Genomic DNA, 23,216 nt, shown 5'->3' on the forward strand with positions numbered 1-23,216 from the left:
CCCTGTGTCATCAGGGCGTCATGCGGAAGGTGGGCCGATTCTAAGGAGAGCCGACCCAGCCTTGCGCTCATGCTGGCGATCAGTGCACCACGCGCTCGAACGAGAACTCGCCGCCGTCGATATGCACCGGGATCACGTCCTTCGGCCCGAAGCGCCCTTGCAGGATCAACTTCGACAGCGGATTCTCGATGCGCTGCTGGATCGCGCGCTTCAGGGGCCGCGCACCGAAGGCCGGGTCGAAGCCGACCTTGGCCAGCTCGGCCAACGCGTCCTCGCCGACGTCCAGGCTCATCTCCAGCTTGGCCAGGCGCTCTTCCAGCGCACGCAGCTGGATCTTGGCAATCGCTGCGATGTTCTTGTTGTCCAGCGCATGGAAGACCACGGTCTCGTCGATGCGGTTCAGGAACTCGGGCCGGAAATGCGCCTTCACCTCTTCCCACACCGCATCGCGGATCACCTCGCTCGGCTCGCCGGCGAGCTGCATGATGTGCTGCGAACCGAGGTTGCTGGTCATCACGATCACGCAGTTCTTGAAGTCCACCGTGCGGCCCTGGCCGTCGGTCAGGCGACCATCGTCCAGCACCTGCAGGAGCACATTGAACACATCCGGATGCGCTTTCTCGACTTCATCGAGCAGGAGCACGCTGTAGGGCTTGCGGCGCACGGCTTCCGTCAGGTAGCCGCCTTCGTCGTAGCCCACATAGCCCGGCGGCGCGCCGATCAGGCGCGAGACCGAATGCTTCTCCATGAACTCGCTCATGTCCATGCGGATCATGTGATCTTCGCTGTCGAACAGGAAGCCGGCCAAGGCCTTGCACAGCTCGGTCTTGCCCACGCCGGTGGGGCCGAGGAACAGGAAGGAGCCCAGCGGCCGGTTCGGGTCTGACAGGCCGGCACGCGAGCGGCGGATGGCGTCGGCCACGGCCGTGATCGCCTCGTCCTGACCCACCACGCGCTCGTGCAGCTTGGCTTCCATCTTGAGCAGCTTGTCGCGCTCGCCCTGCAGCAGCTTGGAGACCGGGATGCCGGTGGCACGCGCCACGACTTCGGCAATTTCTTCCGAGCCGACCAGGGTGCGCAGGAGCTTGTTGGGCGTGCCAGTGCCGCTCTTGCCGGCTTCCTTGGCTTGCGCCTCCTTCAGGCTCGCTTCAAGTTCGGGCAGGCGGCCGTATTGCAGCTCGGCCACCTTGTTGAAGTCACCCTTGCGCTTCAACTCCTCGATCTGCTGCTTGATGCGGTCGATCTCTTCCTTGACGTGGGCCGAACCCTGGGCCTGCGCCTTCTCGTTGGTCCAGATCTCTTCCAGCTCGCCGTACTCGCGCCCGAGCTTCAGGAGTTCTTCCTCGATCAGGGCCAGGCGCTTCTGCGAGGCCTCGTCCTTCTCGCGGCGCACCGCCTCGCGCTCGATCTTGAGCTGGATCATGCGGCGGTCCAGCTTGTCCATCACCTCGGGCTTGGAGTCGAGCTCGATCTTGACCTTGGCCGCGGCCTCGTCGATCAGGTCGATGGCCTTGTCGGGCAGGAATCGGTCGGTGATGTAGCGATGGCTCAGCTCGGCCGCGGCCACGATGGCCGGGTCGGTGATCTCGACGCCATGGTGAACCTCATAGCGCTCTTGCAGGCCGCGCAGGATGGCGATGGTCGCTTCCACACTCGGTTCGTCCACCAGCACCTTCTGGAAACGACGCTCCAGCGCGGCGTCTTTCTCGACGTACTTGCGGTACTCATCCAACGTGGTCGCGCCGATGCAATGCAGTTCGCCGCGGGCCAGCGCGGGCTTGAGCATATTGCCGGCATCGATGGCGCCTTCGGCCTTGCCGGCGCCCACCATGGTGTGGATCTCGTCAATGAAGAGAATGATGCGGCCTTCATCCATGGCCACTTCCTTCAAGACGGCCTTGAGCCGCTCCTCGAACTCGCCCCGGAATTTGGCGCCGGCGAGCAGGCCCGCCATGTCCAGCACCAGCACGCGCTTGTCTTTCAGCGTCTCCGGCACTTCACCATTGACGATGCGCTGGGCCAGACCCTCGACGATGGCCGTCTTGCCCACGCCGGGTTCGCCGATCAGCACCGGGTTGTTCTTGGTGCGGCGCTGCAGGACCTGGATGGCGCGGCGGATTTCGTCGTCGCGGCCGATCACCGGGTCGAGCTTGCCCTGCTTGGCGCGCTCGGTCAGGTCCAGGGTGTATTTCTTCAGTGCCTCGCGCTGGCCCTCGGCTTCCTGGCTGTCCACCTTCTGGCCGCCGCGAACGGCTTCAATCGCTGTCTCCAGCGCCTGGCGGGTCAGGCCATGGCCGCGCACGACCCCGGCCAGGTCGGTCTTGGCATCCGCCAGGGCGAGCAGGAACATCTCGCTGGCGATGTAGTGGTCGCCGCGCTTGGAGGCTTCCTTCTCTGCAGTTTGCAGCAGGCTGACCAGGTCGCGCCCGGCGCCCACCTGCTGGCCTTCGCCCTGCACCTGAGGGAGACCGGCAAGCAGGCTGTCGAGCGCAGACTTGAGCGCCGGCACCTTGACGCCGGCTCTCTCCAGCAGGGCACGCGGGCCGTCCTCCTGCATCAGCATCGCTGACAAGAGGTGCACGGGTTCGATATAGGGGTTGTCGCGCGTGACGGCGAGGCTGGACGCCTCGTTCAGCGCTTCTTGAAATCGGGTGGTGAGTTTGTCGACTCGCATGGGGAAAATCCTCCGGTTCCCGAGCAAGTGGGACCCCAGGGCCGCAATTTCAAGACCCTAGGCTTTGTCCAGGATCAAACGAATCATCCCCATGCCCAGCGCCGCCGCCGCCAGCGAGCCCAGCACATGGGCCGCCGCATGGCCCAGCGCCATCCAGGTGTGGCCGCGCTGCAAGAGCGACAGCGACTCGCCCGAGAAGGCCGAAAACGTGGTCAGGCCGCCCAGGAAGCCGGTCACCAGCAAAACCTTGAGCAGTTCATCCGGCTGGCGGCCGAACCATTCCAGCGCCATGCCGATGGCAAAGCCGCCCAGCACATTCACCAGGAGCGTTCCCAGCGGGAAGCCCAGCCACAGGGCGTTGAACGAGACCCCGACCCGCCAGCGGAGCAAGGCACCGGCCGCTGCACCGCCCGCCACTGCCAGCCCATGAATCATTGCGCTCATCCCGCTCCGTTCCTTGAATTGACACCCCAACGCGCCAGCGCCGCGTCGTCCGCCTCGCGGGCGTCCACCCACTGCGCACCTTCCGGGCCATGTTCCTTCTTCCAGAACGGCGCCTGGGTCTTCAGGTAGTCCATCAGGAACTCGCAGGCCTCGAAAGCCTGGCCGCGATGGCGCGAGGCCACCAGCACCAGGACGATCTGATCCCGGGCCGCCAGGGCACCGACCCGGTGGATCACCCGGGCGGCGCGGATCTCGAAGCGCTCGAAGGCCTGGTCGATCATGCCGGCGATGGCCGACTCCGTCATGCCCGGGTAATGTTCCAGCTCCATCAACTGGACCGGGCGGGCATCCGCCGCATCGCGCACGGTGCCGACGAAGGCCACCACGGCACCGATGCCACCATCGCCCTCGCGCAGGGCGGCGGCCTCGGCCGTGAGGTCGAAATCCTCGGTCTGGATGCTGACGCTGCGGCAGGTTTTCATGGGAGCGTATTTTGCGGCCTCATGTGCCACCATGGTCCGTTCATGCGCGCTGGCGGTCCAACCATCCAAAATGGCTTGGGCCCGCGGGCGGCTGTTGGATACTGCGCCTCGCGGCAAACGGCCGCATTGCATTGAGAGGGGAACACCATGGGCCTGATGAGCTTCATCAAGAAACAGTTCATAGACATCATCCAGTGGACGGAAGAGGGCGATGGCACCTTGGCCTGGCGCTTCCCGATTGCCGACATGGAAATCCAGTACGGCGGCTCGCTGACCGTGCGTGAGTCGCAGATGGCGGTGTTCGTCAACGAAGGCAAGGTGGCCGACGTCTTCGGCCCCGGCATGTACAAGCTGACGACGCAGACGCTGCCGGTGCTCACCTACCTGAAGAACTGGGACAAGCTGTTTGAGTCTCCGTTCAAGAGCGACGTCTATTTCTTCAGCACCCGCCAGCAGATCGACCAGCGCTGGGGCACCCAGCAGCCGGTGACGATCCGCGACAAGGACTTTGGCGCCGTGCGCCTGCGCGCCTTCGGCAACTACGCCTACAAGATCGTCGACCCCAAGCTGTTCCATCAGCAGATCTCGGGCACCCGCGAGCAGTACACCGCGGCGGAGCTGGACGGCCAGTTGCGTGGCCTGATGCTGCAGCACATCAGCGATGCCGTGGCGCAGAGCGGCATCCCGTTCCTGGACCTCGCTGCCAACCAGGTCGAGTTCGCCAAGGCGCTGCAGGAAGCAACCGCCCCCTCCTTCGAAGCCATCGGCCTGAAGCTCGAAGGCGTGACGCTGCAGAACGTGTCGCTGTCGGAAGGACTCCAGAAGATCCTCGACCAGAAGATCGGCATGGGCATGATCGGCCAGAACATGGGCCAGTTCATGCAGTACCAGACCGCGCAGTCATTGCCCGAGATGGCCAAGGGTGCAGCGTCAGGTGGCGGCGTGGCGGGCGATGCGATGGGACTGGGCGCCGGCGTGGCCATGGGCCAGGTGCTGGCGCAGCAGTTGCAAGCCGGCCTGGCGGGCACCGCCCACCCGGCGGCCGCAGCGCCAGCCGCTCCTGCGGCGCAGAGCGCGGACGACATCATGGGCTTGCTCGAGAAGCTCGGCGACCTGAAGGCCAAGGGCATCCTCACCGACGAGGAGTTCGCGGCCAAGAAGGCCGACTTGCTGAAGAAGCTCGGATAAGTCTTGGCTGAGTCCACCGCACCGCAGCGCCGCTGGACCGCGGCCTGCCCCAACTGCGGCGCGCCGGTCGAGTTCGCTTCCAGCGCCTCGGCCAGCGCGATCTGCAGCTTCTGTCGCAGCACGTTGTTGCGCGAGGGCGAGGCCTTGCGCAAGATCGGCCAGAGCGCCGAGCTGTTCGCGGACCACAGCCCGCTGCAGCTGCAGGCGCGCGGCCGCCATGCAGGCGCAGACTTCACGCTCGTCGGGCGGCTGCAACTGCGCTACGAGGGCGGCGTCTGGAACGAGTGGCATGCCCTCTTTGATGAAGCCCCCGAGGCATCGCCATCGATGCCGCCCCCTCAAGGGGGTGTGGCTGCCTCGGGGCGGCCCAGCGCCAGCCGTGGCGGCAAAAGCGGCTGGCTGTCCGAAGACAACGGCGCCTATGTCTTTTCGTTCGACGCGCCGCTGAACGAACCGGCACCGCCATCTCACACGCTGGTCGTCGGCGCGCAGCAGGTGCTGGACGGCCAGGCCTGGCGGGTCGCCTCGCTGACCCTGGTCACGCTGGGCGCGGCCGAGGGCGAGCTGCCCAAGCCACCGCTGCAGCATGCGGGCGAATTCCTGCTGGCCGACCTGCGCAACAGCCAGGACGAAGTCGGCACGCTCGACTACTTGAGCGAGCCGCCGCAATGGTCGGTCGGCCGCGCCGTGCGCCTGGCCGACCTGGCCATGTCCGGCTTGCGAGAGGACAGCGAAGCCACGCTGGCCTCGCGCGCCATGTCCTGCCCCAGTTGCGGCGCCTCGCTGGAGCCCAAGCTCGGCACGACCAAGTCCATCGTCTGCGGCCAGTGCCATGCCGTCGTCGACATCTCCGGCGGCGCCGGCGCAGACCTGGAGCACTACGCGCAGTCGAACGGCATGGAGCCGCAAATCCCGCTGGGAACCACGGGCTCGCTGTCGCTGCTGCCCAATGGCAAGCCCCTGCCCTGGCAGGTGGTCGGCTATCAGGAGCGCTGCGACATTCCGGACCCCGGCGACGACGAAGAACAGACCTTTTGGCGCGAGTACCTGCTCTACAACCGCATGGAAGGCTTTGCCTTCCTGGTGGACACCGAAGAAGGCTGGAGCCTGGTGCGCCCGCTCACCGGCGTGCCCAAGACGGCCGGCGGCAGCGATGTGGAATGGCAGGGCCGGCGCTTCAAGCAGCGCTGGCAATACGCTGCCAAGACGACCTATGTGCTGGGCGAGTTCTACTGGCGCGTGCAGCGCGAGGACCGCGTCCAGGTGGGCGACTACGAGAGCAGCACGGAGCTACTGAGCAGCGAACGCAGTGGCGCTGAGATCACCTGGTCGCTCGGCCGCAAGCTGGACGCCGCGGAAGTGGCCAAGGGCTTCCGACTTGCAGCCGATCGCGGCGCCGCCCTGGCCCGTGATGCCAGTGCCCTGAGCGGCGGCGGCTCCCTGGTACGCACCATCATCATCATTGCCGTTGCCTTCGTCCTGCTGATCATCCTCCTGCGGGCCTGCAGCAAGGACGACTGCGACAGCTACAAGAACGCCTACGGTGAGGCCAGCACCGAATACCAGCAATGCCGCCGCAACAGCAGCGGCAGCGGCGTGCGCCCGGGCTATTCAGGCGGCTCCTACGGCGGCTTTGGCGGCGGCGGTGGGCACAAATAATGAATTCAATGCAAGGAGAGCTGAGATGAGCGGTTTCGAATTCCTCAAGCCCGGCATCGTGCTGGGCTCCATCCTCTACGCCATCATCGGCGTGCTGGTGTTCTGGATCAGCTTCGTCATCATCGACAAGCTCACGCCCTACAAGCTCTGGGAAGAAATCGTCGAGCACAAGAACCTGGCACTGGCCATCGTGGTCGGCTCCATGTGCATCTCCATCGGACTGATCGTTGCCTCCGCCATCCACTGACATCCCGGCCGGCAATTCCGCCGCGCGCGTCTCCCTGCCCGAGCTGCTGCTGCTCGCCAGCGTCTTCGTTGTCGCGGCCTGCGGCCTGGTCTATGAGCTGGCCGCAGGTGCGCTGGCCAGCTACCTGCTGGGCGACTCGGTCCTGCAGTTCTCGACCATCATCGGCACCTATCTGTTTGCGATGGGCCTGGGGTCCTGGCTCTCGCGCTTTGTCGAGCGGCAACTGGTGGCGCAGTTCCTGCGCATCGAGCTGCTGGTCGGCCTGATTGGCGGCCTGATGCCGGCGGCGCTCTTTGCTGCGCACAGCCTGCTGCCGCCCGCGCATCTCACCGAGTTCCGCTGGTTGCTCTATGCCCTGGTGCTGCTGGTCGGCGCACTGGTGGGCCTGGAGATTCCGCTGGTGATGCGCATCCTGAAGAGCCAGCACGGCCATCGCTATGCGCTGAAGGACCTGGTCTCGCAGGTGCTGACCTTCGACTATCTCGGTGCACTGCTGGTCGCGCTGGCCTTCCCGCTCCTGCTGGTGCCGCATCTGGGGCTGATACGCACCGGCATCGCTTTCGGCCTGCTCAATGCGCTCGTGGCAGTGTGGGCCCTGTTCCTCTTCAAGCCGCAATTGCGGCGCTGGGGGGCGCATGCCACCGCCTGCGCGTTCACCCTGCTCGCCCTCGTGGTGGCCATGCTGGGCGCCGAGCAACTGACAAGCTGGGCCGAAGAGCGCTTCTACGGCGAACAGATGCTGGTGCGCGAATCGAGCGACTACCAGCGCGTGGTGGTCACGAGCGGCCGCAATGGCGTGCGCCTGTTCCTGAACGGCAACCTGCAGTTCCATTCGCGCGACGAGTACCGCTATCACGAGGCACTCGTCCACCCGGCGATGGCGGCGCATGGCGCGCCCAAGAAGGTGCTGGTGCTGGGTGGCGGCGACGGCATGGCAGTGCGCGAGATCCTCAAGTACCCGAGCGTCGAGCAGGTCACGCTGGTGGAGCTGGATCCGCACATGACGCGGCTGTTCTCGACCTTGCCCTTGCTGCGCGAGCTGAACCACGAGTCGCTCCTGAGCCCCAAGCTCAGAATCGTCAACACCGACGCCTTCGGCTGGTTGGGCCAACTGCCCGTCGATGAACGCTTCGACGTGATCGTGATCGACTTCCCCGACCCGTCCAATTTCTCGCTGGGCAAGCTCTACACGACGAGCTTCTATCAGCTGGTCGACCAGCACCTGAGCGCCTCGGGCTATGCGGTGATCCAGACCACCTCGCCACTGATCGCGCGGCGCAGCTTCTGGACCGTGGCGGCCACGGTCGAGTCGGTGGGCCTGACAGCGACGGCCTACCACGCCCATGTGCCCAGCTTCGGCGAATGGGGCTTCATCCTGGCTTCGCGCCGACCTTTCGCCTTGCCACGCGCCCTGCCCGAGGGTCTGAAGTTCCTCAGCGTGCAGAGCCTGCCGGCCTTGTTTGACTTTCCGCCCGACATGGCCAGGCCGCCAGGGCTGGAGGCCAACCGCCTGTCAAACCAGCAACTGGTCCACGAGTTCGAAGCGGAATGGGGCAAGGTCCATTGATCTCGCGGCGCGGCCTGCTCGGCGGCGCTGGCGCCCTGGCCCTGGCGTCCTGCGGACGCGGGCCACAGGAGTTGCAAGGCGGCTGGGTTGGCGCCACGCCTGCGCGCGGCCACCGGCTGCGCCAGCCCTTGCCCGCCGCCGGCGATGGCCCGCTGCGCCGCACCGAGGTGCTGATTGTTGGCGGCGGTGTGGCCGGCCTGGCCTGCGCCCGTGCGCTTCACAAGCGGGGCATCGATTTCACCTTGCTGGAGCTGGAAGACCAGGCCGGCGGCAATGCGCGCGGCCATTCTCTGCAAGGCATTCGCTGCCCGCTCGGCGCGCACTACCTGCCACTGCCCGGCCCCGCGGCACCCGATGTTCTAGAGCTTCTGATCGAACTCGGGCTGGCGCGCCATGAGCTCGGCCGCGTGGTCTATGACGAGCGCAATCTCTGCCACAGCCCGCAGGAGCGCTTGTTCTTCGAAGGCCAATGGGTCGAGGGCCTGCTGCCGCCGGCCAATGGCGCGGCCGGCCTGGCTCAATACCGCCGATTTGGCGCAGCTGTGGCGCAAGCACAGCGGGACCTCGGCTTCGCCATGCCCACGCATCGCGCCCGCTGGACTGCCGGCCACACCGCGCTCGACAGCCAGACCTTCGACCAATGGCTGGATGCGCGGCAGCTGAACGATGCGCGGCTGCGCTGGTATCTCGACTACTGCTGCCGCGATGACTTCGGCGCCGGCAGCGCCGTGGTGTCGGCCTGGGCCGGTCTGCACTACTTCGCCAGCAGGCACGGCTTCCACGCGCCGGGCGATGCCGAGGCCGAACGCGAACCCGTGCTGACCTGGCCCGAGGGCAATGGCTGGATCACCGAGCGCATGGCGGCAGGCCTGGGCCCTCGCCTGCAGCCCGGCCGCACCGTGCTGCGCATCGAGCCCGGCAAGCATGAGGTGCAGGTGCGCTGCTGGAACGAGGCAGCAGATGCGCCCGAGCGCTGGTCCGCCTCGCAAGTAGTGCTGGCCACGCCGCTCTTCATCGCTCAACGGCTGCTTGGCGAGGCCGCACCAAGCGCCCTGCTGGAGGCCACGCGCACCGCCCGCCATGCGCCCTGGCTGGTTGCCAATCTGCTGATCGATGCACCGCTGCTGGACCGCCCCGGCGCACCGCCCGCCTGGGACAACGTGGCCTACGGCAGCCAGCAAGCGCTGGGCTATGTCGACGCCGGCCATCAAGGCCTCGCACCGCAGCGCGCAGCCACCGTGTTGAGCAGCTACTGGGCGCTGCCGGAGAGTCAGCGGCCTGCACTGCTGAAGGATGAATGGCGGCAATGGGCCAGCCGTGTGCTGGCAGAAATGAGCTCGCTGCATCTCGACCTGCCCGAGCGCCTCCAGCGCATCGACATCGCCCGCTGGGGCCATGCCATGAGCATCCCTGTGCCAGGACGACGCAGTTCGGCCAGTCTGGCCGCCTTGCGCCAGCCGCACGGCCGGCTGCGCTTTGCCCACAGCGATCTGGCCGCCTACTCCGTGTTCGAAGAGGCCTACGCCTTAGGCCATGAGGTGGGCAGCTCTGCCAAAAGTCAGTCGTCTCAAAAAGAAACATTCGGGTAAGCAGCAACAGCACAAACCCTTTTAGCAAAAACCCTTGTTAGCATCGCGTCGCCCCCAAGAGGAGGGGTTAACCGGAAAGAGACACGACCCATGAAGAAGATTGTTGCCCTGGCCGCCCTGGCCTTCATCGCTGCCCACGCTTCTGCCGCTGACAAGACTTGGTACATCGGTGGAGACATCAGCTCCAGCCAGTTCAAGGCCGAAGGCGAAAAAGAGCGCAAGACCGGCTTCGGCGCCACACTCGGCTACTCGCTGAACGAGAACGTCGCCTTTGAACTGCAAGCGCGCCGCATGGGCAAGTGGAAGGAAGACGGCGTCTCCATCACCGCCAACGCCATCCACGCCTCGGTGCTGGGCATCGCCCCGATCACCAAGGAGTTCTCGCTGTTCGGCCGCCTGGGCATGAGCCGCAACTCCCTGGACCTGTCGCAAGGCAATGCGACCTACTCGCTGCACAAGAGCAAGGCCCTGTTCGGCTTCGGCGGCGACTACGCTTTCGACAAGAACCTGAGCCTGCGCGCCGAGTACGTGAACCTGGGCAGCAACAAGATCGGCACCGGCACCGACTCGGTCAATGTGAAGATTCAGCAGTTCAATGTGGGCCTGAACTACGCGTTCTGATCCAGACACTACCCCTGCAGACCAGCCCCGCTTCGGCGGGGCTTTTCTATTCTGGAGAGCCACTTCTTCGGATGCGCGTCATATCGCCACTACACCGATGCGCGAACAGCGAACACTTTGGCCAGTTGGGGTGCGCACTTTCGCCGGAATGACCTTTTCTGCGCCGCACAGTCATGCAACACTCGCGCCCCTCGAAGCTGCCCATCGAGCACTGGCTCACAACCCTGAATGCGATCTTCCGTCTTGCTCACCGCCTCTGTTCCGGTTCGTCCATTCAGCCGTGCAACCCCGTGGCTGCGCGCGCTGGCGGTGCTGGCAGCCCTGACGCTGACTGCGTGCGGCGGCGGCGGCAGCAGCGGCACCGCACCAACGCAGCCAACGACGCCCACAAACCCCGGCACCCCGACCACACCCACCACCCCAACCGTGCCAACGCCGCAGCTGCCCGTGAGTGGCACCGCGGTGGCCTTGACCAGCGCCAGCGACAACCCGCTGGCGAAGGGCAAAAGCTACAGCTACACGCAGGTTGACGCCTCGATTGCCGTCACGCACGAAGGCGGCACGCTCAGCATCAAGGTGCTCGGTGACGAGCAGTGGACGGCGCGACTGTCGCTGGTCGACCAGGCTTCCGGCCTGAAGCCGGGAGACTACCCTGACCTCGCCGACACTCAGGGTCCACATTCTCCGTACGGGAGCTTCTACCTGCAGGCGCAGACGACGTCATCGCTTTGCGGGAGCCCCCGATCCCGCGTCACGGTGGAACGGGTAGTGTGGGAAGGTGCGTCCTTGTCCGAGGTGAGTCTCAGTTTCGAGCACACATGCATAGGTGTCGGCGGACCCTTGAAGGGTGCACTGCGCTGGCTGGCTTCGGACACCAGGCGGGGCCCCGGCCCGGTTCAGCCCATCCCGGCGACGCTGTGGGCGCCGCCCGCCGGCGCCACTCCAGCCAGTGGCAACTACATCTATATGGAAAGCGCTGCCGGAGATCAGGTTGGCCTGGGAAGAACCCTGCTGCACACGCACGCCGACACGCTGATCTATCCGGAACTTGCCGGCCCCCATATGCGATTCGTCGTGAAGGGAGACGTGAACTGGTACGGTGATATCCAGGTCATGGATTCGTTGTCAAGAGTTCAGGTCGGCTACTACCAGAATCTGCATGACCATGCCAACCGCAACCCACGCAAGGGCGGCCTGACCTGGCACACTGGCATCACTGGCTGCACATCAAGCGGCAGCAAGAGCTGGCTCGCCGTCGATTCGGTTCGCTACCAGGGTGACGTCATGACCCAGCTCGAGCTTCGTTTCGAGCAGCGCTGTGGCGACGGTGTAGGCCAGCCCCTGCGCGGCAAGCTCCGTTGGTCGATCGACCAGCAGACCCTGCCCGCTGGCCCAATCCTCCAAGTACCCGCCAATCTCTGGCAGCCACCTACCGCGGCAGTGCCGGCGACCGGCAACTTCGTCTACCTGGAAGGTGAGGCGGGAGAGTCAATCAGCCAGGGGCAAACCTTGCTCTACTCGGGCAGCCCGGCGTTGTTCAGTGTTTTCGACAAGTCGGGATCCCTCAGGGTCAGTGTGCCGAGCGGCGAATGGAACGCCACCTTTGCCGGCGATGTCAGCCGGCGGCTGCTGCAGCCTGGCCTGTACGCAGGCCTATTGGGGGCGCCATTTCACAACCCGGCCAGGGGCGGCATCAGCTGGACAGGCCAGGGGCGCGGCTGCAGCGCCACGGGCTGGTTTGTCGTTGACGACATCGCCCACACCTACGGCGAGCTGCGCCGCATCGACCTGCGCTTCGAGCAGATCTGCGCTGGCAGTGACAAGCGCCTTCGCGGCCGCATTCGTTGGGCATCCACCGACCCGATCGTGCTCGAGAACCGCATTGATCCACCTCTCCAGCCTGTTCAACCGCCCTCCCTCACGCCTCCGGACCATGGCAGCTATGTCGTGCTGGACAGCGGCGCAGACGACTTCATTGGTGCCGGGCGCTACTATCTCTTCAGCTCGGCCACCTCGCTGATCAAGGTGGAGGCCACCAGCCGCAGCGTCGTGGTCAGGGTCAGCGGCGATACGGCCTGGACCGGAAAGTTCATGGATACGACGCAGCCTGACAATGTTCCAGGCCCAGGCACCTACCCACTGGATGCGGCCCAGGGTATGCCGATATTCAGTGGCTGGTCTGGTGATGGCCGCGGCTGCATGGCCCAGAGGGGCAATTTCACGATCGACAAGATCACCCGCGATGCCAACGGCGTCCATGCACTGGACCTGAGCTTCGAGCAGTATTGCGACTCCAACTACACGCCACTTCGGGGCCGTGTGCATTGGGTGGCCAACGACCTGGTTCAGCCACCGGGCCCGGTCTATCCTGCACCCAGCGATCTGTGGCGCCTGCCTGCTTCGCAAACACCGGCAAGCGGCAACTACCTGTTCATCCACAGCGCGCCCGGCAGCTTCGTCGGCAATGGCGGAAATCTGCTCGTCACGCCTACAAACCATGAGTTCAAGGTGTTTGCAGAAGATCGAGGTGTGAAGGTCGTGTTCTTCGGCGACCCCGGCTGGGGTCTTGACCTCCAGCCCATGCTGCCGCTGACACGGCTTCAAGCCGGCTACTACGGCGATCTAAAAAGAGTCATCAGCATGAATCCCGCACGGGGTGGCCTCGACTTTGGTGGCAACAGCAGGGGTTGCAACACGCTCAGCGGTTGGTTCGTCATAGACGCCGTGGCCTATGACGGCAACAGCCTGTCGGCGCTCGATCTCAGGTTCATGCAACTTTGCGAAGAGTCCGGGCCGCCGCTGCATGGGCAGATGCGATGGCGCCGATGAGCCGGTGAGCCGGGCGATCGAGAGCTTCAGCCGGCGCGGCCTCGACGCAGGCGCTGCGAATCGACTTCTCGCGCGCCGAATGCAGCCACCATGGCGGCGCCGAGCGCTTCCGCCTTGTCGCTGTTGTCTTGCCCGAGATTGCAAACGTAGACGTCCAGCGTCACGCCACCGCGCTCCGGCCAGGTATGAATCGCCAGGTGCGATTCAGCCAGCAGCACAACACCCGTGATGCCGCTCTGGCTTTCGCCGGGCGCCGGCTCGAACCGATGAAAGAGTTCGGCCACAGCGCCGAGCCCGGCCGCAGCCACGGCCTCGACGCAAAGCGCGCGCAGGGCTTCGGTGTTGGTCATCAGCGGCTGCGCCGGATCGCAGCCACTCAGATCGGCAGTGAGGTGCAGGCCTTGCATGCTCAGCCGCCAGTGACGGGTGGAAAGAAGGCGACTTCCGAGTCGTCAGGAATGAGCGTCGACTCATCGCACATCTGCTTGTTCAGAGCGCATCGCACTGCACGGCCACGCGCCAGCACATCGGCATGAGCGGCGTCCCTGGCGATCAGGTGGTCACGCAGCTGAGCCAGGCTGAGGCCTGCAGCATCGAGCTGTTCGCTGCTGCCCAGTGCTTCGCGGAGCGAGGCGAAATAGCGGACGGTGATGCTCATGACAGCAGCTCGGAAAACGGCAGATAGCTGACGACATCGCCGGCGGCAATCGTCGTGGACGGCGGGTTGTCGACCAGGCCATCGCCCCAGACGGCCGAGCTCAGGACACCTGAACTCTGGTTCGCGAACAGCTCGAGACCGCCCGCGTCATTCAAGCGGACGCGCAGGAACTCGCGGCGCTTGTCGGCCCGGGGCCAGGCGAAATCTGCGCGCAAGCTCAGTCGCCGCGGCGTCAGTTTCGTGGCGCCTTGCATGCGCAGGATGACCGGGCGCACAAGCAGCAGGAAGGTGACGAAGCTGGCCACAGGATTGCCCGGCAATCCGATGAACCAAGCCTTGCTGACCTGGCCGAAAGCCAAGGGCTTGCCGGGCTTGATGGCGATCTGCCAGAGGTCCAGGCTGCCCTCGGCCTGCACGGCGGGGCGCAGATGGTCTTCCTCGCCGACCGAGACGCCGCCAGAGGTAATGATCAGGTCGCTCTTCGAAGCGGCTTCGCGCAAGGCGGCGCGCGTGGCATCGAGCTGGTCCGGCACGATGCCGAGATCGATCACTTCGCAGCCCAGGCCTTGCAAGAGCCCGCGCAAGGTGAAGCGGTTGCTGTTGTAGATCGCGCCGGGCTTCAAGGGCTCGCCGGGCATCACCAACTCGTCGCCGGTTGAGAACAAGGCCACGCGCACCCGCTTGGCCACGTTCAAATGCGCGGCGCCGACTGAAGCCGCCAGCCCCAAGGCGGCAGCGTCCAGGCGATGACCAGCAGCGAGCACCAGGCTGCCCCGCTCCACGTCCTCGCCCCGGCGTCGTATCCATTGGCCGCTTTTCACTGCGGTGTTGATGCGCACACTGCCGAGGCCTTCGCCAGCGACCGTTTCGCATTGCTCCTGCATCACGATCGCATCGGCGCCGAGCGGAATCTGCGCGCCGGTGAAGATGCGCGCCGCCGTGCCGGCCTGATGCTTGGCGCCGACCACGCCGGCAGGCACGCGCTGTGCAACCGGCAACACGGTGCCGAGCTCGGCCACGTCAGCTGCGCAAAGCGCATAGCCATCCATGGCGGTGTTGTCCGCCGGCGGCACGTCGATCAGCGAGCGAACCTCGGCGGCCAGCACGCGGCCGAGCGCATCAGCGGTGGGCAGGCTTTCGAACTGACCCAGCGGCGCGACCTGGTTCAGAAGCCGCGCGAGCGCGTCGTCCAGGCTTTGCAGCGCCGGCCGGGGGGCTTCAGACATGGTCGACGATGAACTGCTTGACGGCTTGTGCGTCGGCCTTCATTTCGGTGACGCGCTTTGGCAGGGCCTCGATGTTCTCAAGACCTGCAGGCCGCGGCGGCTCGATGTCCAGCGCCTCGCGGATGGTGGCAGCGAACTTGGCCGGCAGCGCTGTCTCCAGCACCAGCATCGTCACGCCCGGCTCGCGCTGTTCCAAGGCGACCTTGAGGCCATCGGCCGTGTGGGTGTCGATCAGCTGGCCGTAGCGCTGATGGCAGAGCTTGATCGTCGCCAGCCGGTCGGCATGCGTGCTGCGGCCGGAACTGAAGCCGAAACGCGCAATCGCCGCATGCTCTTCAGCCGTCAGCGCAAACCCGCCCGCGCCGAACAGCGCCTTCACGCGCGCGCCGTTGCGACCGAGGAGGTCGAAAACGAAGCGTTCGAAGTTGCTGGCCTTGGAAATGTCCATCGAGGGGCTCGATGTTTCATGCGTCTCGGCACTGCCGCGCGGACGGTAGCTGCCGGTACGGAAGAACTCGTCCAGCACGTCGTTCTCGTTCGTCGCCACCACGAGCTTGGCGATGGGCAGGCCCATCTGGCGGGCCACATGGCCGGCGCAGACGTTGCCGAAGTTGCCCGAGGGCACGCAGAAGCTGACCTTGTCGCTGTTCGACTTCGTGGCTTGCAGATAGCCGGCGAAGTAGTAGACGACCTGGGCCAGCAGGCGTGCCCAGTTGATCGAGTTGACCGTGCCGATCTTGTGCTGGCGCTTGAACGCGAGGTCGTTGGACACTGCCTTGACAATGTCCTGGCAGTCGTCGAACACGCCCTCAACGGCGATGTTGTGGATGTTCTTGTCCTGCAGGCTGAACATCTGCGCCTGCTGGAAGGGGCTCATGCGGCCCAGCGGCGAGAGCATGAATACATTGACGCCCGCCTTGCCGCGCATGGCGTATTCAGCGGCGCTGCCGGTGTCGCCCGAGGTGGCACCGAGGATGTTCAGCGTTTCGCCACGGCGGCCCAGCTCGTACTCGAACAATTGGCCGAGCAGTTGCATCGCCATGTCCTTGAAGGCCAGCGTCGGGCCGTTGGACAAGGCTTCCAGCGCGAGGCCGGGCTCAAGCTGCTTCAATGGCGTGATCGCCGCCGTACCGAACACCGCTTCGGTGTACGTGCGCTGTGTGATGGCGCGCAGGTCTTCGGCAGGGATGTCGTCGATGTAGAGGCTGAGGATCTCGAAAGCCAGCTCGGCGTAGGAGAGGTTGCGCCACTTCGTCAGCGTTGCATCACTGACCTGCGGATACGCAACAGGCAGGTAGAGACCGCCGTCCGGCGCCAGGCCTTCCAGCAGGATCTCGCAGAAACGGCGCTCGGTCTTGTCGCCGCGGGTGCTGATGTAGCGCATCAGGCGAGTTCCTCTTTGCGCAAGCGGACGATCGGCGCCAGCACCGTCGGCAGGCCCTGCATCAATGCCAGCGCCTTGTTCATGCGGCCTTCGACGGTCTCGTGCGTCAGGATGATCAGGTCGGTCTGCTTCTCGCCTTCGGCCGACTCGCGCTGCAGCACGGCGTCGATCGAGATGTCGTTCTCGGCCAGGATGGTGGTGATGCGCGAGAGCACGCCGGCTTCGTCGGCCACACGCAGGCGCAGGTAGAAGCTGGTCAGCACCTCGTCCATCGCGAGGATAGGCGTGTCGCTCATCGCGTCAGGCCGGAAGGCCAGGTGCGGCACGCGGTGCTCGGGGTCGGCCGTGTGCAGGCGGGTGATGTCCACCAGGTCGGCAATCACGGCCGAGGCCGTGGGCTCGGAGCCGGCGCCCTTGCCGTAGTACAGGGTCGTGCCCACGGCATCGCCCTGCACCACCACGGCATTCATCGCGCCTTCGACGTTGGCGATCAGGCGGTTGGTCGGGATCAGCGTCGGGTGCACGCGCAGCTCGATGCCGTTCTCGCGACGGCGCGTCAGACCCAAGAGCTTGATGCGATAGCCGAGCTGCTCGGCGTACTTGATGTCGGCCGCCTGCAGCTGCGTGATGCCCTCGACATGCGCCTTGTCGAACTGCACCGGAATGCCGAAGGCGATGGCCGACATGATGGTCGCCTTGTGCGCCGCGTCCACGCCTTCGATGTCGAAGGTCGGGTCGGCCTCGGCATAGCCGAGGCGCTGCGCCTCCTTCAGCACGGTGGCGAAGTCCAGGCCCTTGCCGCGCATTTCCGACAGGATGAAGTTGGTCGTGCCGTTGATGATGCCGGCGATCCATTCGATGCGGTTGGCGGTGAGGCCTTCGCGCAGCGCCTTGATGATGGGAATGCCACCGGCCACGGCCGCTTCAAACGCGACGATCACGCCCTTGGCATGGGCAGCGGCAAAGATCTCCGTGCCATGCACGGCCAGCAGCGCCTTGTTGGCGGTGACCACATGCTTGCCGGCGGCAATCGCCTCCAGCACCAGGGTCTTGGCCACGCCATAGCCGCCGATCAGCTCGACAACGATGTCGATCTCGGGGTTGGCGATCACCTGGCGTGCATCGCTCACCACTTCGCAGGCGTTGCCCACAATGCTCTTGGCGCGGGCGGTATCGAGGTCGGCCACCATCGCAATCTCGATGCCACGGCCGGCACGGCCGCGAATCTCTGCCTGGTTGCGGTTCAGCACGTTGAAGGTGCCACTGCCCACGGTGCCAATGCCCAGCAGGCCGACTTTGATCGCGTTCATTTGATGTCTCGGTTTCGTCTCAGGGGATTTCAGTTCAACGGCCTGCACGCTTGCGGTAGTGCGACAGGAAGCGTTCGATGCGGCCCACGGCTTCCGCGAGGTCGTCGGAATTGGGCAGGAACACCAGGCGGAAATGATCGGGGGCAATCCAGTTGAAGCCCGTCCCTTGCACGATCAGCACCTTTTCCTCGGCGAGCAGCTCGTAGGCGAACTGCTGGTCGTCCTCGATCGGGTAGATCTTGGGGTCCAGGCGGGGGAACATGTACAGCGCCGCCTTGGGCTTGACCACGCTGACACCCGGGATCTGGGTGAGCAAATCGTAGGCCAGGTCGCGCTGGCGGCACAGGCGGCCACCGGGCGCCACCAGGTCCTTGATGCTTTGATAGCCGCCCAGCGCAGTCTGGATCGCGAGCTGGCCCGGCGTGTTGGCGCACAGTCGCATCGAGGCCAGCATGTTGAGGCCGGTGATGTAGTCCTTCGCATGGCGCTTCTCGCCGGAGACGATCATCCAGCCGGCGCGGTAACCGCAACTGCGGTAGTTTTTTGACAGGCCGTTGAAGGTCAGGCACAGCACGTCGTCGGCCAGCGAGGCAATGCTGGTGTGGACATTGCCGTCGTACAGCGTCTTGTCGTAGATCTCGTCAGCCATGATGATCAGCTGGTGCTGACGGGCCAGTTCGACGATCTGCAGCAGGAGGCTCTCGGGATAGAGCGCGCCGGTCGGGTTGTTCGGGTTGATGACGACGATGGCCTTGGTGGCCGGCGTGATCTTGCGCCTGATGTCCTCGATGTCGGGGAACCAGTCGCTGCTCTCGTCGCAGATGTAGTGCACCGGGTTGCCACCCGAGAGCGCCACGGCGGCGGTGTAGAGCGGGTAGTCGGGTGCGGGCAGCAGCACCTCGTCGCCGTTGTCCAGGAGCGCGTTGAGCGCCATCACGATCAGCTCGGAAGCACCGTTGCCGAGGTAGACATCGTCGATGGTGACGCCGCGGATGTTCTTTTCCTGACAGTAGTGCACCACTGCCTTGCGCGGTGCGAAAAGGCCCTTGGAATCGGTGTAGCCGGCGGCATCGGGCAGGTTGCGGATCATGTCCTGCACGATCTCGTCCGGCGGCATCAGGCCGAATGCGGCGATGTTGCCGATGTTCAGCTTGATGATCTTCTGGCCCTCTTCCTCCATCGCTCGCGCCTTGTCGAGCACGGGTCCACGGATGTCGTAACAGACATTGGCCAGCTTGCTGGACTTGGCGACAGGCTTCATCACGGGGCGCAGACTCCGGGGCAAAAGTAGAATTTGACCACAGGGTAGCAGGGCTTTCCCCAGGGGCGCCGCTGGCGCTTTCGCAAACAACGCAGGCTCGCTTCGCGGCAGCCCAAATCTCCGACCCCATGAAATTCCAGCTCGACGAACAGCAAGGCGGCAACGCCATCTCGCGCCACGACGGCCAATGTGTCTGGGTCAATGGCCAGCCGCACCGCGCCAGCCTGCTCGTCCCCTGGCGTGGCGAGGTGCAGCCGTGGCCGCTGAGCCGGTTCGAAGACCTGACGGAAGCACATTTCGAGCAGATCCTGGCGTGCAAGCCCGAACTGGTGGTTTTCGGCAGCGGCGCGCGCATCCGCTTCGCCAGGCCTCAGCTCTATCGCAGCCTGATCCAGGCGCGCATCGGGGTGGAAACCATGGACTTGGGCGCCGCCTGCCGCACCTACAACGTGCTGGCCAGCGAGGGCCGCGCCGTGCTGGCCGCCCTGCTGATCGACCCCGAATGAGCATACGAATGATTGACGCCTGAAGCAGCGTCAGGAGCCGGGTTGCCGTTCAACGTATAATCGCTGGCTATGCCCATCCGGGCAGCACTACAGTCTACAGAACGCCACATGACGCCAGCGCTCAACAAACCTCTCCCGGAAATTGAAGCTCTCGCCACCGGCGGCGTGAAGTTCACGCCTCATGCATTCCACGGTCAGGTTGTGGTCTTGTACTTCTACCCGAAGGACAATACCCCAGGTTGCACCACCGAAGCGATGCAATTCCGCGACCGCCACAAGGATTTCGTGAAGGCCGGCGCAGTCGTGCTGGGTGTTTCGCGCGACAACATGGCTTCGCACGACAAGTTCAAGCAAAACCTTGAACTGCCCTTCGAGCTGATCGCCGACACCGAAGAAAAGCTCTGCCACATGTTCGGCGTGGTCAAGAACAAGATCATGTACGGCAAGAAGGTCAAGGGCATCGAGCGCTCCACCTTCCTGATCGACGCCAGCGGCGTGCTGCGCGAAGAATGGCGCGGCATCAAGGTGGCCGGCCATGTGGATGAAGTGCTGAAGTCGGTCAAGGCATTGAAGAAGGAAGCAGCCTGATAGCTTAGGCGTGCATCCGCGCAAGACAGAGTCGGCGTTTCCCCTGAGGACGCCGACTTTTTTGTTGGCCCGTCGCGCTTTCAAGCTGCATCGCCTGGGAGAACCTGGGTTGCCTCGCCCCCAATCCTGCGGGAAGCGCGCGACGAACCTGATATTGGCCCGTCGCTTTTTGCACAGCAGCCCTGCTGCTCGCGCAGCCAAGCCCGAAACCGTCATCCGGGATGTGCATAATCAGCCCATGCCCGAGGGTCGCCAAAGCCGCACCAACCAACAAAGCCGCACAGCAGCCTGTGCGGCTTTTTGCTTTTCAGAACCTTCGGCATCGGCCCCCGTGGCTTGTTCCGCCCCTGGCATTCACCTGAGAGGGCGATTCAGCCCGCCCTGACACCAAGCCTCATGCCTCTGCCCAAAGCCCCCACCAAGCGCGCCAGCCGACTCGAACCTACCGCCTACGCCACCACGCTGACTGTCAGCAAGCCCCCTGCCGCGGCAAAACCCACTGCCCGCCCGGCACCGGCTGCCAACGAGGCAAGACCCCTGAGCATCGTGCCGACCGTGGCCCGCAGCCCCGAATCCACGCCCGCCCGGCCCACCCCGGCCACCAAGGCCGCCGGCAGCCGTGCAGCACCCGTTGCCGGCAACAAACGCGGGCCCGCCAAGGCCAGGAGCGTGGGCAACCCCAAGCTCTTCGTGCTCGACACCAATGTGCTGATGCACGACCCGATGAGCCTGTTCCGTTTCGAGGAACACGACGTCTACCTGCCCATGATCACGCTCGAAGAGCTGGACGGGCACAAGAAGGGCATGACCGAAGTGGCGCGCAATGTGCGCCAGGTCAGCCGCGAGCTGGACCAGCTGGCGGCCTCGATGAAGAGCAGCAATCTCGAGGAAATGGCCAAGGGCCTGCCCCTGGACCACACCGGCCACCGCGAAGCCGGCGGCAAGCTGTTCTTCCAGACGCAATTGATCGACATGCCGCTGCCGCAAGGGCTGCCCCAGGGCAAGGCGGACAACCAGATCCTTGGCGTCGTGCAGGCCCTGAAAAGGCTCGACCCGAAGCGCGAAGTGGTGCTGGTGTCCAAGGACATCAACATGCGCATCAAGGCCCGCGCGCTGGGCCTGCCGGCGGAGGATTACCGCAACGACAAGACGCTGGAAGACTCCGACCTGCTCTACACCGGCGTGCAGCAGCTGCCCAATGACTTCTGGGAGCGCCATGGCAAGACCATGGAGAGCTGGCAGCAAGGCGGCCTGACCTACTACCGCATCAGCGGCCCGCTGGTGCCCACGCTGCTGATCAACGAGTTCGTCTACCTGGAAGCGCCGGGCGCCGCGCCGCTTTATGCCAAGGTCACCGAGATCACCGGCAAGACCGCCGTGCTGCGCACCGTGAAGGACTACGGCCATCAGAAGCATTCGGTCTGGGGTGTCGCCTCGCGCAACCGCGAGCAGAACTTCGCCTTGAACCTGCTGATGGACCCCGAGGTCGACTTCATCACCCTGACCGGCACCGCCGGCACCGGCAAGACGCTGATGACGCTGGCCGCCGGCTTGTCGCAAGTGCTCGATGAGCGCCGCTACAGCGAGATCATCGTCACCCGTGTCACCGTGCCGGTGGGCGAGGACATCGGCTTCCTGCCCGGCACCGAGGAAGAAAAGATGGGCCCATGGATGGGCGCCCTGGACGACAACCTCGAAGTGCTGGCCCGTGGCGACAGCGCCGCTGGCGAATGGGGCCGTGCGGCAACCAACGACATCGTGCGCAGCAAGATCAAGATCAAGAGCCTGAACTTCATGCGCGGCCGCACCTTCCTGAACAAGTACGTGATCATCGACGAGGCGCAGAACCTGACGCCCAAGCAGATGAAGACGCTGATCACCCGCGCCGGCCCGGGCACCAAGATCGTCTGCCTGGGCAACCTGGCGCAGATCGACACGCCCTACCTGACCGAAGGCTCCTCGGGCCTGACCTACGCTGTAGACCGCTTCAAGGGCTGGGCCCACAGCGGCCATGTGACGCTGGCCCGCGGCGAGCGTTCGCGCCTGGCGGACTTTGCTTCCGAAGTCTTGTGACTCTGTATGTAAGCGATCTCGACGGCACCCTGCTCGACCCGACCGGCCAGCTCGCGGAGTCCACGCGCGCTGGCCTGGTCCGTCTGCTGGACGAAGGCCTGACCTTCACCATCGCGAGTGCGCGCCACATCGTCTCGATCAAGCAGCTGCTGGGCAACCTGCCCTTGCAGCTGCCGGTCATCTCGTCGAATGGTGCCTACCTGAGCGACTACGCCAGCGGCCGCCACGAGATGGTCAATGCGATGGAGCCCTCGCTGGCGCAAGAAGTGTTCGCGCTGATACGCCGGCACGACAAGATGCCGTTCGTGGCAACGCACGGGCCCAAGGGCGACCAGCTGTTCTGGCAGTCGGCCCACAACGAGGCGCAAGAGCGCTTTGTCGAGGAGCGCCATCGCAACCGCGACCCGCGCTTCCGCCAGGTCGAGCGCCTGCAGGACGTGCTGCACGACCCGGCCGTGACCATCGTCGTCGTGGACCGTGCAGAACCCTTGCAGGCCTTGATGGCCGAGGTCGAAGGGCTGGCCCAGGGCCGTCTCGAGATCCACATGAACGAGGACCTCTATCGCCCCGGCTGGCCCTGGCTCACCATCCATGACCGGCGAGCCACCAAGGACCAGGCGATCAAGACCCTGGCCGAACGCTACGACCTGCATGAACGCGAGATCGTGGTCTTTGGCGACCACATCAACGACGTGAGCATGCTGCGCGCTGCGCACCGGGGCATTGCGGTCGGCAATGCCATCGATGCCGTCAAGGCCGTGGCGCATACCGTCATCGGCCCGCACCACGAGGACAGTGTCGTCCGCTTCATCGAGACCGACTGGCGTCGGCCACCGGGGTCAGGCGCTTAGTGCCGCCTGAACGCTGGCCTGCGCCAGCGGCAGTGCCTCGGCGGCACTACCCAGCTCCG

Annotated in this window: 20 protein-coding genes; 11 read left to right on the top strand and 9 right to left on the bottom strand. The window is 65.2% G+C overall.

Going from position 1 to position 23,216, the window contains the following annotated elements; all coding sequences use genetic code 11:
• Positions 1 to 79: 79 nt before the first annotated feature.
• Genes clpB through ABT392_RS11730 form a run of 3 tightly spaced genes read right to left on the bottom strand, consistent with a single transcriptional unit; the run spans position 80 to position 3,600 of the window.
• Positions 80 to 2,674 carry an ATP-dependent chaperone ClpB gene (gene clpB / locus ABT392_RS11720; protein ID WP_334276028.1) on the bottom strand — a complete coding sequence of 865 codons (2,595 nt, stop codon included), beginning with the start codon at positions 2,672 to 2,674 and terminating at the stop codon, positions 80 to 82.
• 57 nt (positions 2,675 to 2,731) lie between these two features.
• Complete coding sequence (crcB, locus tag ABT392_RS11725; RefSeq protein ID WP_334276029.1) at positions 2,732 to 3,118, bottom strand: fluoride efflux transporter CrcB; 387 nt, start codon at positions 3,116 to 3,118, stop codon at positions 2,732 to 2,734.
• The gene (locus ABT392_RS11730; protein WP_395385714.1) at positions 3,115 to 3,600 is read right to left on the bottom strand and encodes a molybdenum cofactor biosynthesis protein MoaE; all 486 of its coding nucleotides are present in this window, start codon (positions 3,598 to 3,600) and stop codon (positions 3,115 to 3,117) included. Before ABT392_RS11730 ends, crcB begins: the two co-directional genes overlap by 4 nt.
• Positions 3,601 to 3,747: 147 nt before the next feature.
• Between ABT392_RS11730 and ABT392_RS11735 the strand changes: the two genes are divergently transcribed.
• The 7 genes from ABT392_RS11735 (at position 3,748) to ABT392_RS11765 (ending at position 13,300) form a co-directional block, all read left to right on the top strand.
• On the top strand, positions 3,748 to 4,788 hold the full coding sequence (locus ABT392_RS11735; protein ID WP_395385713.1) for an SPFH domain-containing protein: 1,041 nt from the start codon (positions 3,748 to 3,750) through the stop codon (positions 4,786 to 4,788).
• 3 nt (positions 4,789 to 4,791) lie between these two features.
• Positions 4,792 to 6,447, top strand: coding sequence for a DUF4178 domain-containing protein (locus ABT392_RS11740; RefSeq protein WP_395385712.1), 1,656 nt, complete (start codon positions 4,792 to 4,794; stop codon positions 6,445 to 6,447).
• A gap of 25 nt (positions 6,448 to 6,472) precedes the next feature.
• Positions 6,473 to 6,694 carry a DUF350 domain-containing protein gene (locus ABT392_RS11745; RefSeq protein WP_334276033.1) on the top strand — a complete coding sequence of 74 codons (222 nt, stop codon included), beginning with the start codon at positions 6,473 to 6,475 and terminating at the stop codon, positions 6,692 to 6,694.
• Positions 6,675 to 8,261 (top strand): polyamine aminopropyltransferase, encoded by a 1,587-nt coding sequence (locus ABT392_RS11750; protein ID WP_395385711.1) that lies wholly within the window; start codon positions 6,675 to 6,677, stop codon positions 8,259 to 8,261. The genes ABT392_RS11745 and ABT392_RS11750 overlap by 20 nt, the downstream gene beginning before the upstream one ends.
• Positions 8,243 to 9,850, top strand: coding sequence for a flavin monoamine oxidase family protein (locus ABT392_RS11755; RefSeq protein WP_395385710.1), 1,608 nt, complete (start codon positions 8,243 to 8,245; stop codon positions 9,848 to 9,850). Before ABT392_RS11750 ends, ABT392_RS11755 begins: the two co-directional genes overlap by 19 nt.
• Positions 9,851 to 9,940: 90 nt before the next feature.
• A complete protein-coding gene (locus ABT392_RS11760) occupies positions 9,941 to 10,471 on the top strand; it encodes an outer membrane beta-barrel protein (protein ID WP_334276037.1) in 531 nt (176 codons plus the stop codon).
• 243 nt (positions 10,472 to 10,714) lie between these two features.
• Positions 10,715 to 13,300, top strand: coding sequence for a hypothetical protein (locus tag ABT392_RS11765; RefSeq protein WP_395385709.1), 2,586 nt, complete (start codon positions 10,715 to 10,717; stop codon positions 13,298 to 13,300).
• A 26-nt stretch (positions 13,301 to 13,326) separates the two neighbouring features.
• Here ABT392_RS11765 and speD read toward each other — a convergent pair whose 3' ends face one another.
• The 6 genes from speD to ABT392_RS11795 are packed head-to-tail and all read right to left on the bottom strand — an operon-like array spanning position 13,327 to position 19,139.
• The gene (speD, locus tag ABT392_RS11770) at positions 13,327 to 13,707 is read right to left on the bottom strand and encodes an adenosylmethionine decarboxylase (RefSeq protein ID WP_395385708.1); all 381 of its coding nucleotides are present in this window, start codon (positions 13,705 to 13,707) and stop codon (positions 13,327 to 13,329) included.
• Positions 13,708 to 13,709: 2 nt separating this feature from the next.
• Positions 13,710 to 13,958 (bottom strand): MoaD/ThiS family protein, encoded by a 249-nt coding sequence (locus tag ABT392_RS11775; RefSeq protein ID WP_334276039.1) that lies wholly within the window; start codon positions 13,956 to 13,958, stop codon positions 13,710 to 13,712.
• Positions 13,955 to 15,184: a molybdopterin molybdotransferase MoeA gene (locus ABT392_RS11780; protein ID WP_334276040.1), complete on the bottom strand. Its 1,230-nt coding sequence runs from the start codon at positions 15,182 to 15,184 to the stop codon at positions 13,955 to 13,957. Before ABT392_RS11780 ends, ABT392_RS11775 begins: the two co-directional genes overlap by 4 nt.
• The gene (gene thrC / locus ABT392_RS11785) at positions 15,177 to 16,568 is read right to left on the bottom strand and encodes a threonine synthase (RefSeq protein ID WP_395385707.1); all 1,392 of its coding nucleotides are present in this window, start codon (positions 16,566 to 16,568) and stop codon (positions 15,177 to 15,179) included. Before thrC ends, ABT392_RS11780 begins: the two co-directional genes overlap by 8 nt.
• Positions 16,568 to 17,878, bottom strand: a complete 1,311-nt coding sequence (locus ABT392_RS11790) for a homoserine dehydrogenase (RefSeq protein ID WP_334276042.1) — start codon at positions 17,876 to 17,878, stop codon at positions 16,568 to 16,570. The genes thrC and ABT392_RS11790 overlap by 1 nt, the downstream gene beginning before the upstream one ends.
• 34 nt (positions 17,879 to 17,912) lie before the next feature.
• Positions 17,913 to 19,139 (bottom strand): pyridoxal phosphate-dependent aminotransferase, encoded by a 1,227-nt coding sequence (locus tag ABT392_RS11795; RefSeq protein ID WP_334276477.1) that lies wholly within the window; start codon positions 19,137 to 19,139, stop codon positions 17,913 to 17,915.
• A gap of 128 nt (positions 19,140 to 19,267) precedes the next feature.
• On the opposite strand from ABT392_RS11795, the gene ABT392_RS11800 reads away from it, so the two are divergent.
• The 4 genes from ABT392_RS11800 to ABT392_RS11815 all read left to right on the top strand — a co-directional run bounded on the left by ABT392_RS11800 (position 19,268) and on the right by ABT392_RS11815 (position 23,157).
• Positions 19,268 to 19,645, top strand: coding sequence for an Mth938-like domain-containing protein (locus tag ABT392_RS11800; protein WP_334276043.1), 378 nt, complete (start codon positions 19,268 to 19,270; stop codon positions 19,643 to 19,645).
• Positions 19,646 to 19,753: 108 nt separating this feature from the next.
• Positions 19,754 to 20,233 (top strand): peroxiredoxin, encoded by a 480-nt coding sequence (locus tag ABT392_RS11805; protein ID WP_334276044.1) that lies wholly within the window; start codon positions 19,754 to 19,756, stop codon positions 20,231 to 20,233.
• A 396-nt stretch (positions 20,234 to 20,629) separates the two neighbouring features.
• Positions 20,630 to 22,306 carry a PhoH family protein gene (locus ABT392_RS11810; RefSeq protein WP_334276045.1) on the top strand — a complete coding sequence of 559 codons (1,677 nt, stop codon included), beginning with the start codon at positions 20,630 to 20,632 and terminating at the stop codon, positions 22,304 to 22,306.
• Positions 22,303 to 23,157 (top strand): Cof-type HAD-IIB family hydrolase, encoded by an 855-nt coding sequence (locus tag ABT392_RS11815; RefSeq protein ID WP_395385706.1) that lies wholly within the window; start codon positions 22,303 to 22,305, stop codon positions 23,155 to 23,157. Before ABT392_RS11810 ends, ABT392_RS11815 begins: the two co-directional genes overlap by 4 nt.
• The last annotated feature ends 59 nt before the right edge of the window (positions 23,158 to 23,216 follow it).

The sequence above is a fragment of the Paucibacter sp. JuS9 genome (assembly GCF_044043925.2).
Lineage (GTDB): Bacteria > Pseudomonadota > Gammaproteobacteria > Burkholderiales > Burkholderiaceae_C > JAUASW01.

What these genes read in the sequence shown, in the direction of transcription:
- clpB (WP_334276028.1), bottom strand. Translation starts at nt 2,674, where the DNA reads ATGCGAGTCGACAAACTCACCACCCGATTTCAAGAAGCGCTGAACGAG.
- crcB (WP_334276029.1), bottom strand. Translation starts at nt 3,118, where the DNA reads ATGAGCGCAATGATTCATGGGCTGGCAGTGGCGGGCGGTGCAGCGGCC.
- ABT392_RS11730 (WP_395385714.1), bottom strand. Translation starts at nt 3,600, where the DNA reads ATGAAAACCTGCCGCAGCGTCAGCATCCAGACCGAGGATTTCGACCTC.
- ABT392_RS11735 (WP_395385713.1), top strand. Translation starts at nt 3,748, where the DNA reads ATGGGCCTGATGAGCTTCATCAAGAAACAGTTCATAGACATCATCCAG.
- ABT392_RS11745 (WP_334276033.1), top strand. Translation starts at nt 6,473, where the DNA reads ATGAGCGGTTTCGAATTCCTCAAGCCCGGCATCGTGCTGGGCTCCATC.
- ABT392_RS11755 (WP_395385710.1), top strand. Translation starts at nt 8,243, where the DNA reads ATGGGGCAAGGTCCATTGATCTCGCGGCGCGGCCTGCTCGGCGGCGCT.
- ABT392_RS11760 (WP_334276037.1), top strand. Translation starts at nt 9,941, where the DNA reads ATGAAGAAGATTGTTGCCCTGGCCGCCCTGGCCTTCATCGCTGCCCAC.
- speD (WP_395385708.1), bottom strand. Translation starts at nt 13,707, where the DNA reads ATGCAAGGCCTGCACCTCACTGCCGATCTGAGTGGCTGCGATCCGGCG.
- ABT392_RS11775 (WP_334276039.1), bottom strand. Translation starts at nt 13,958, where the DNA reads ATGAGCATCACCGTCCGCTATTTCGCCTCGCTCCGCGAAGCACTGGGC.
- ABT392_RS11780 (WP_334276040.1), bottom strand. Translation starts at nt 15,184, where the DNA reads ATGTCTGAAGCCCCCCGGCCGGCGCTGCAAAGCCTGGACGACGCGCTC.
- thrC (WP_395385707.1), bottom strand. Translation starts at nt 16,568, where the DNA reads ATGCGCTACATCAGCACCCGCGGCGACAAGACCGAGCGCCGTTTCTGC.
- ABT392_RS11790 (WP_334276042.1), bottom strand. Translation starts at nt 17,878, where the DNA reads ATGAACGCGATCAAAGTCGGCCTGCTGGGCATTGGCACCGTGGGCAGT.
- ABT392_RS11795 (WP_334276477.1), bottom strand. Translation starts at nt 19,139, where the DNA reads ATGAAGCCTGTCGCCAAGTCCAGCAAGCTGGCCAATGTCTGTTACGAC.
- ABT392_RS11800 (WP_334276043.1), top strand. Translation starts at nt 19,268, where the DNA reads ATGAAATTCCAGCTCGACGAACAGCAAGGCGGCAACGCCATCTCGCGC.
- ABT392_RS11805 (WP_334276044.1), top strand. Translation starts at nt 19,754, where the DNA reads ATGACGCCAGCGCTCAACAAACCTCTCCCGGAAATTGAAGCTCTCGCC.
- ABT392_RS11810 (WP_334276045.1), top strand. Translation starts at nt 20,630, where the DNA reads ATGCCTCTGCCCAAAGCCCCCACCAAGCGCGCCAGCCGACTCGAACCT.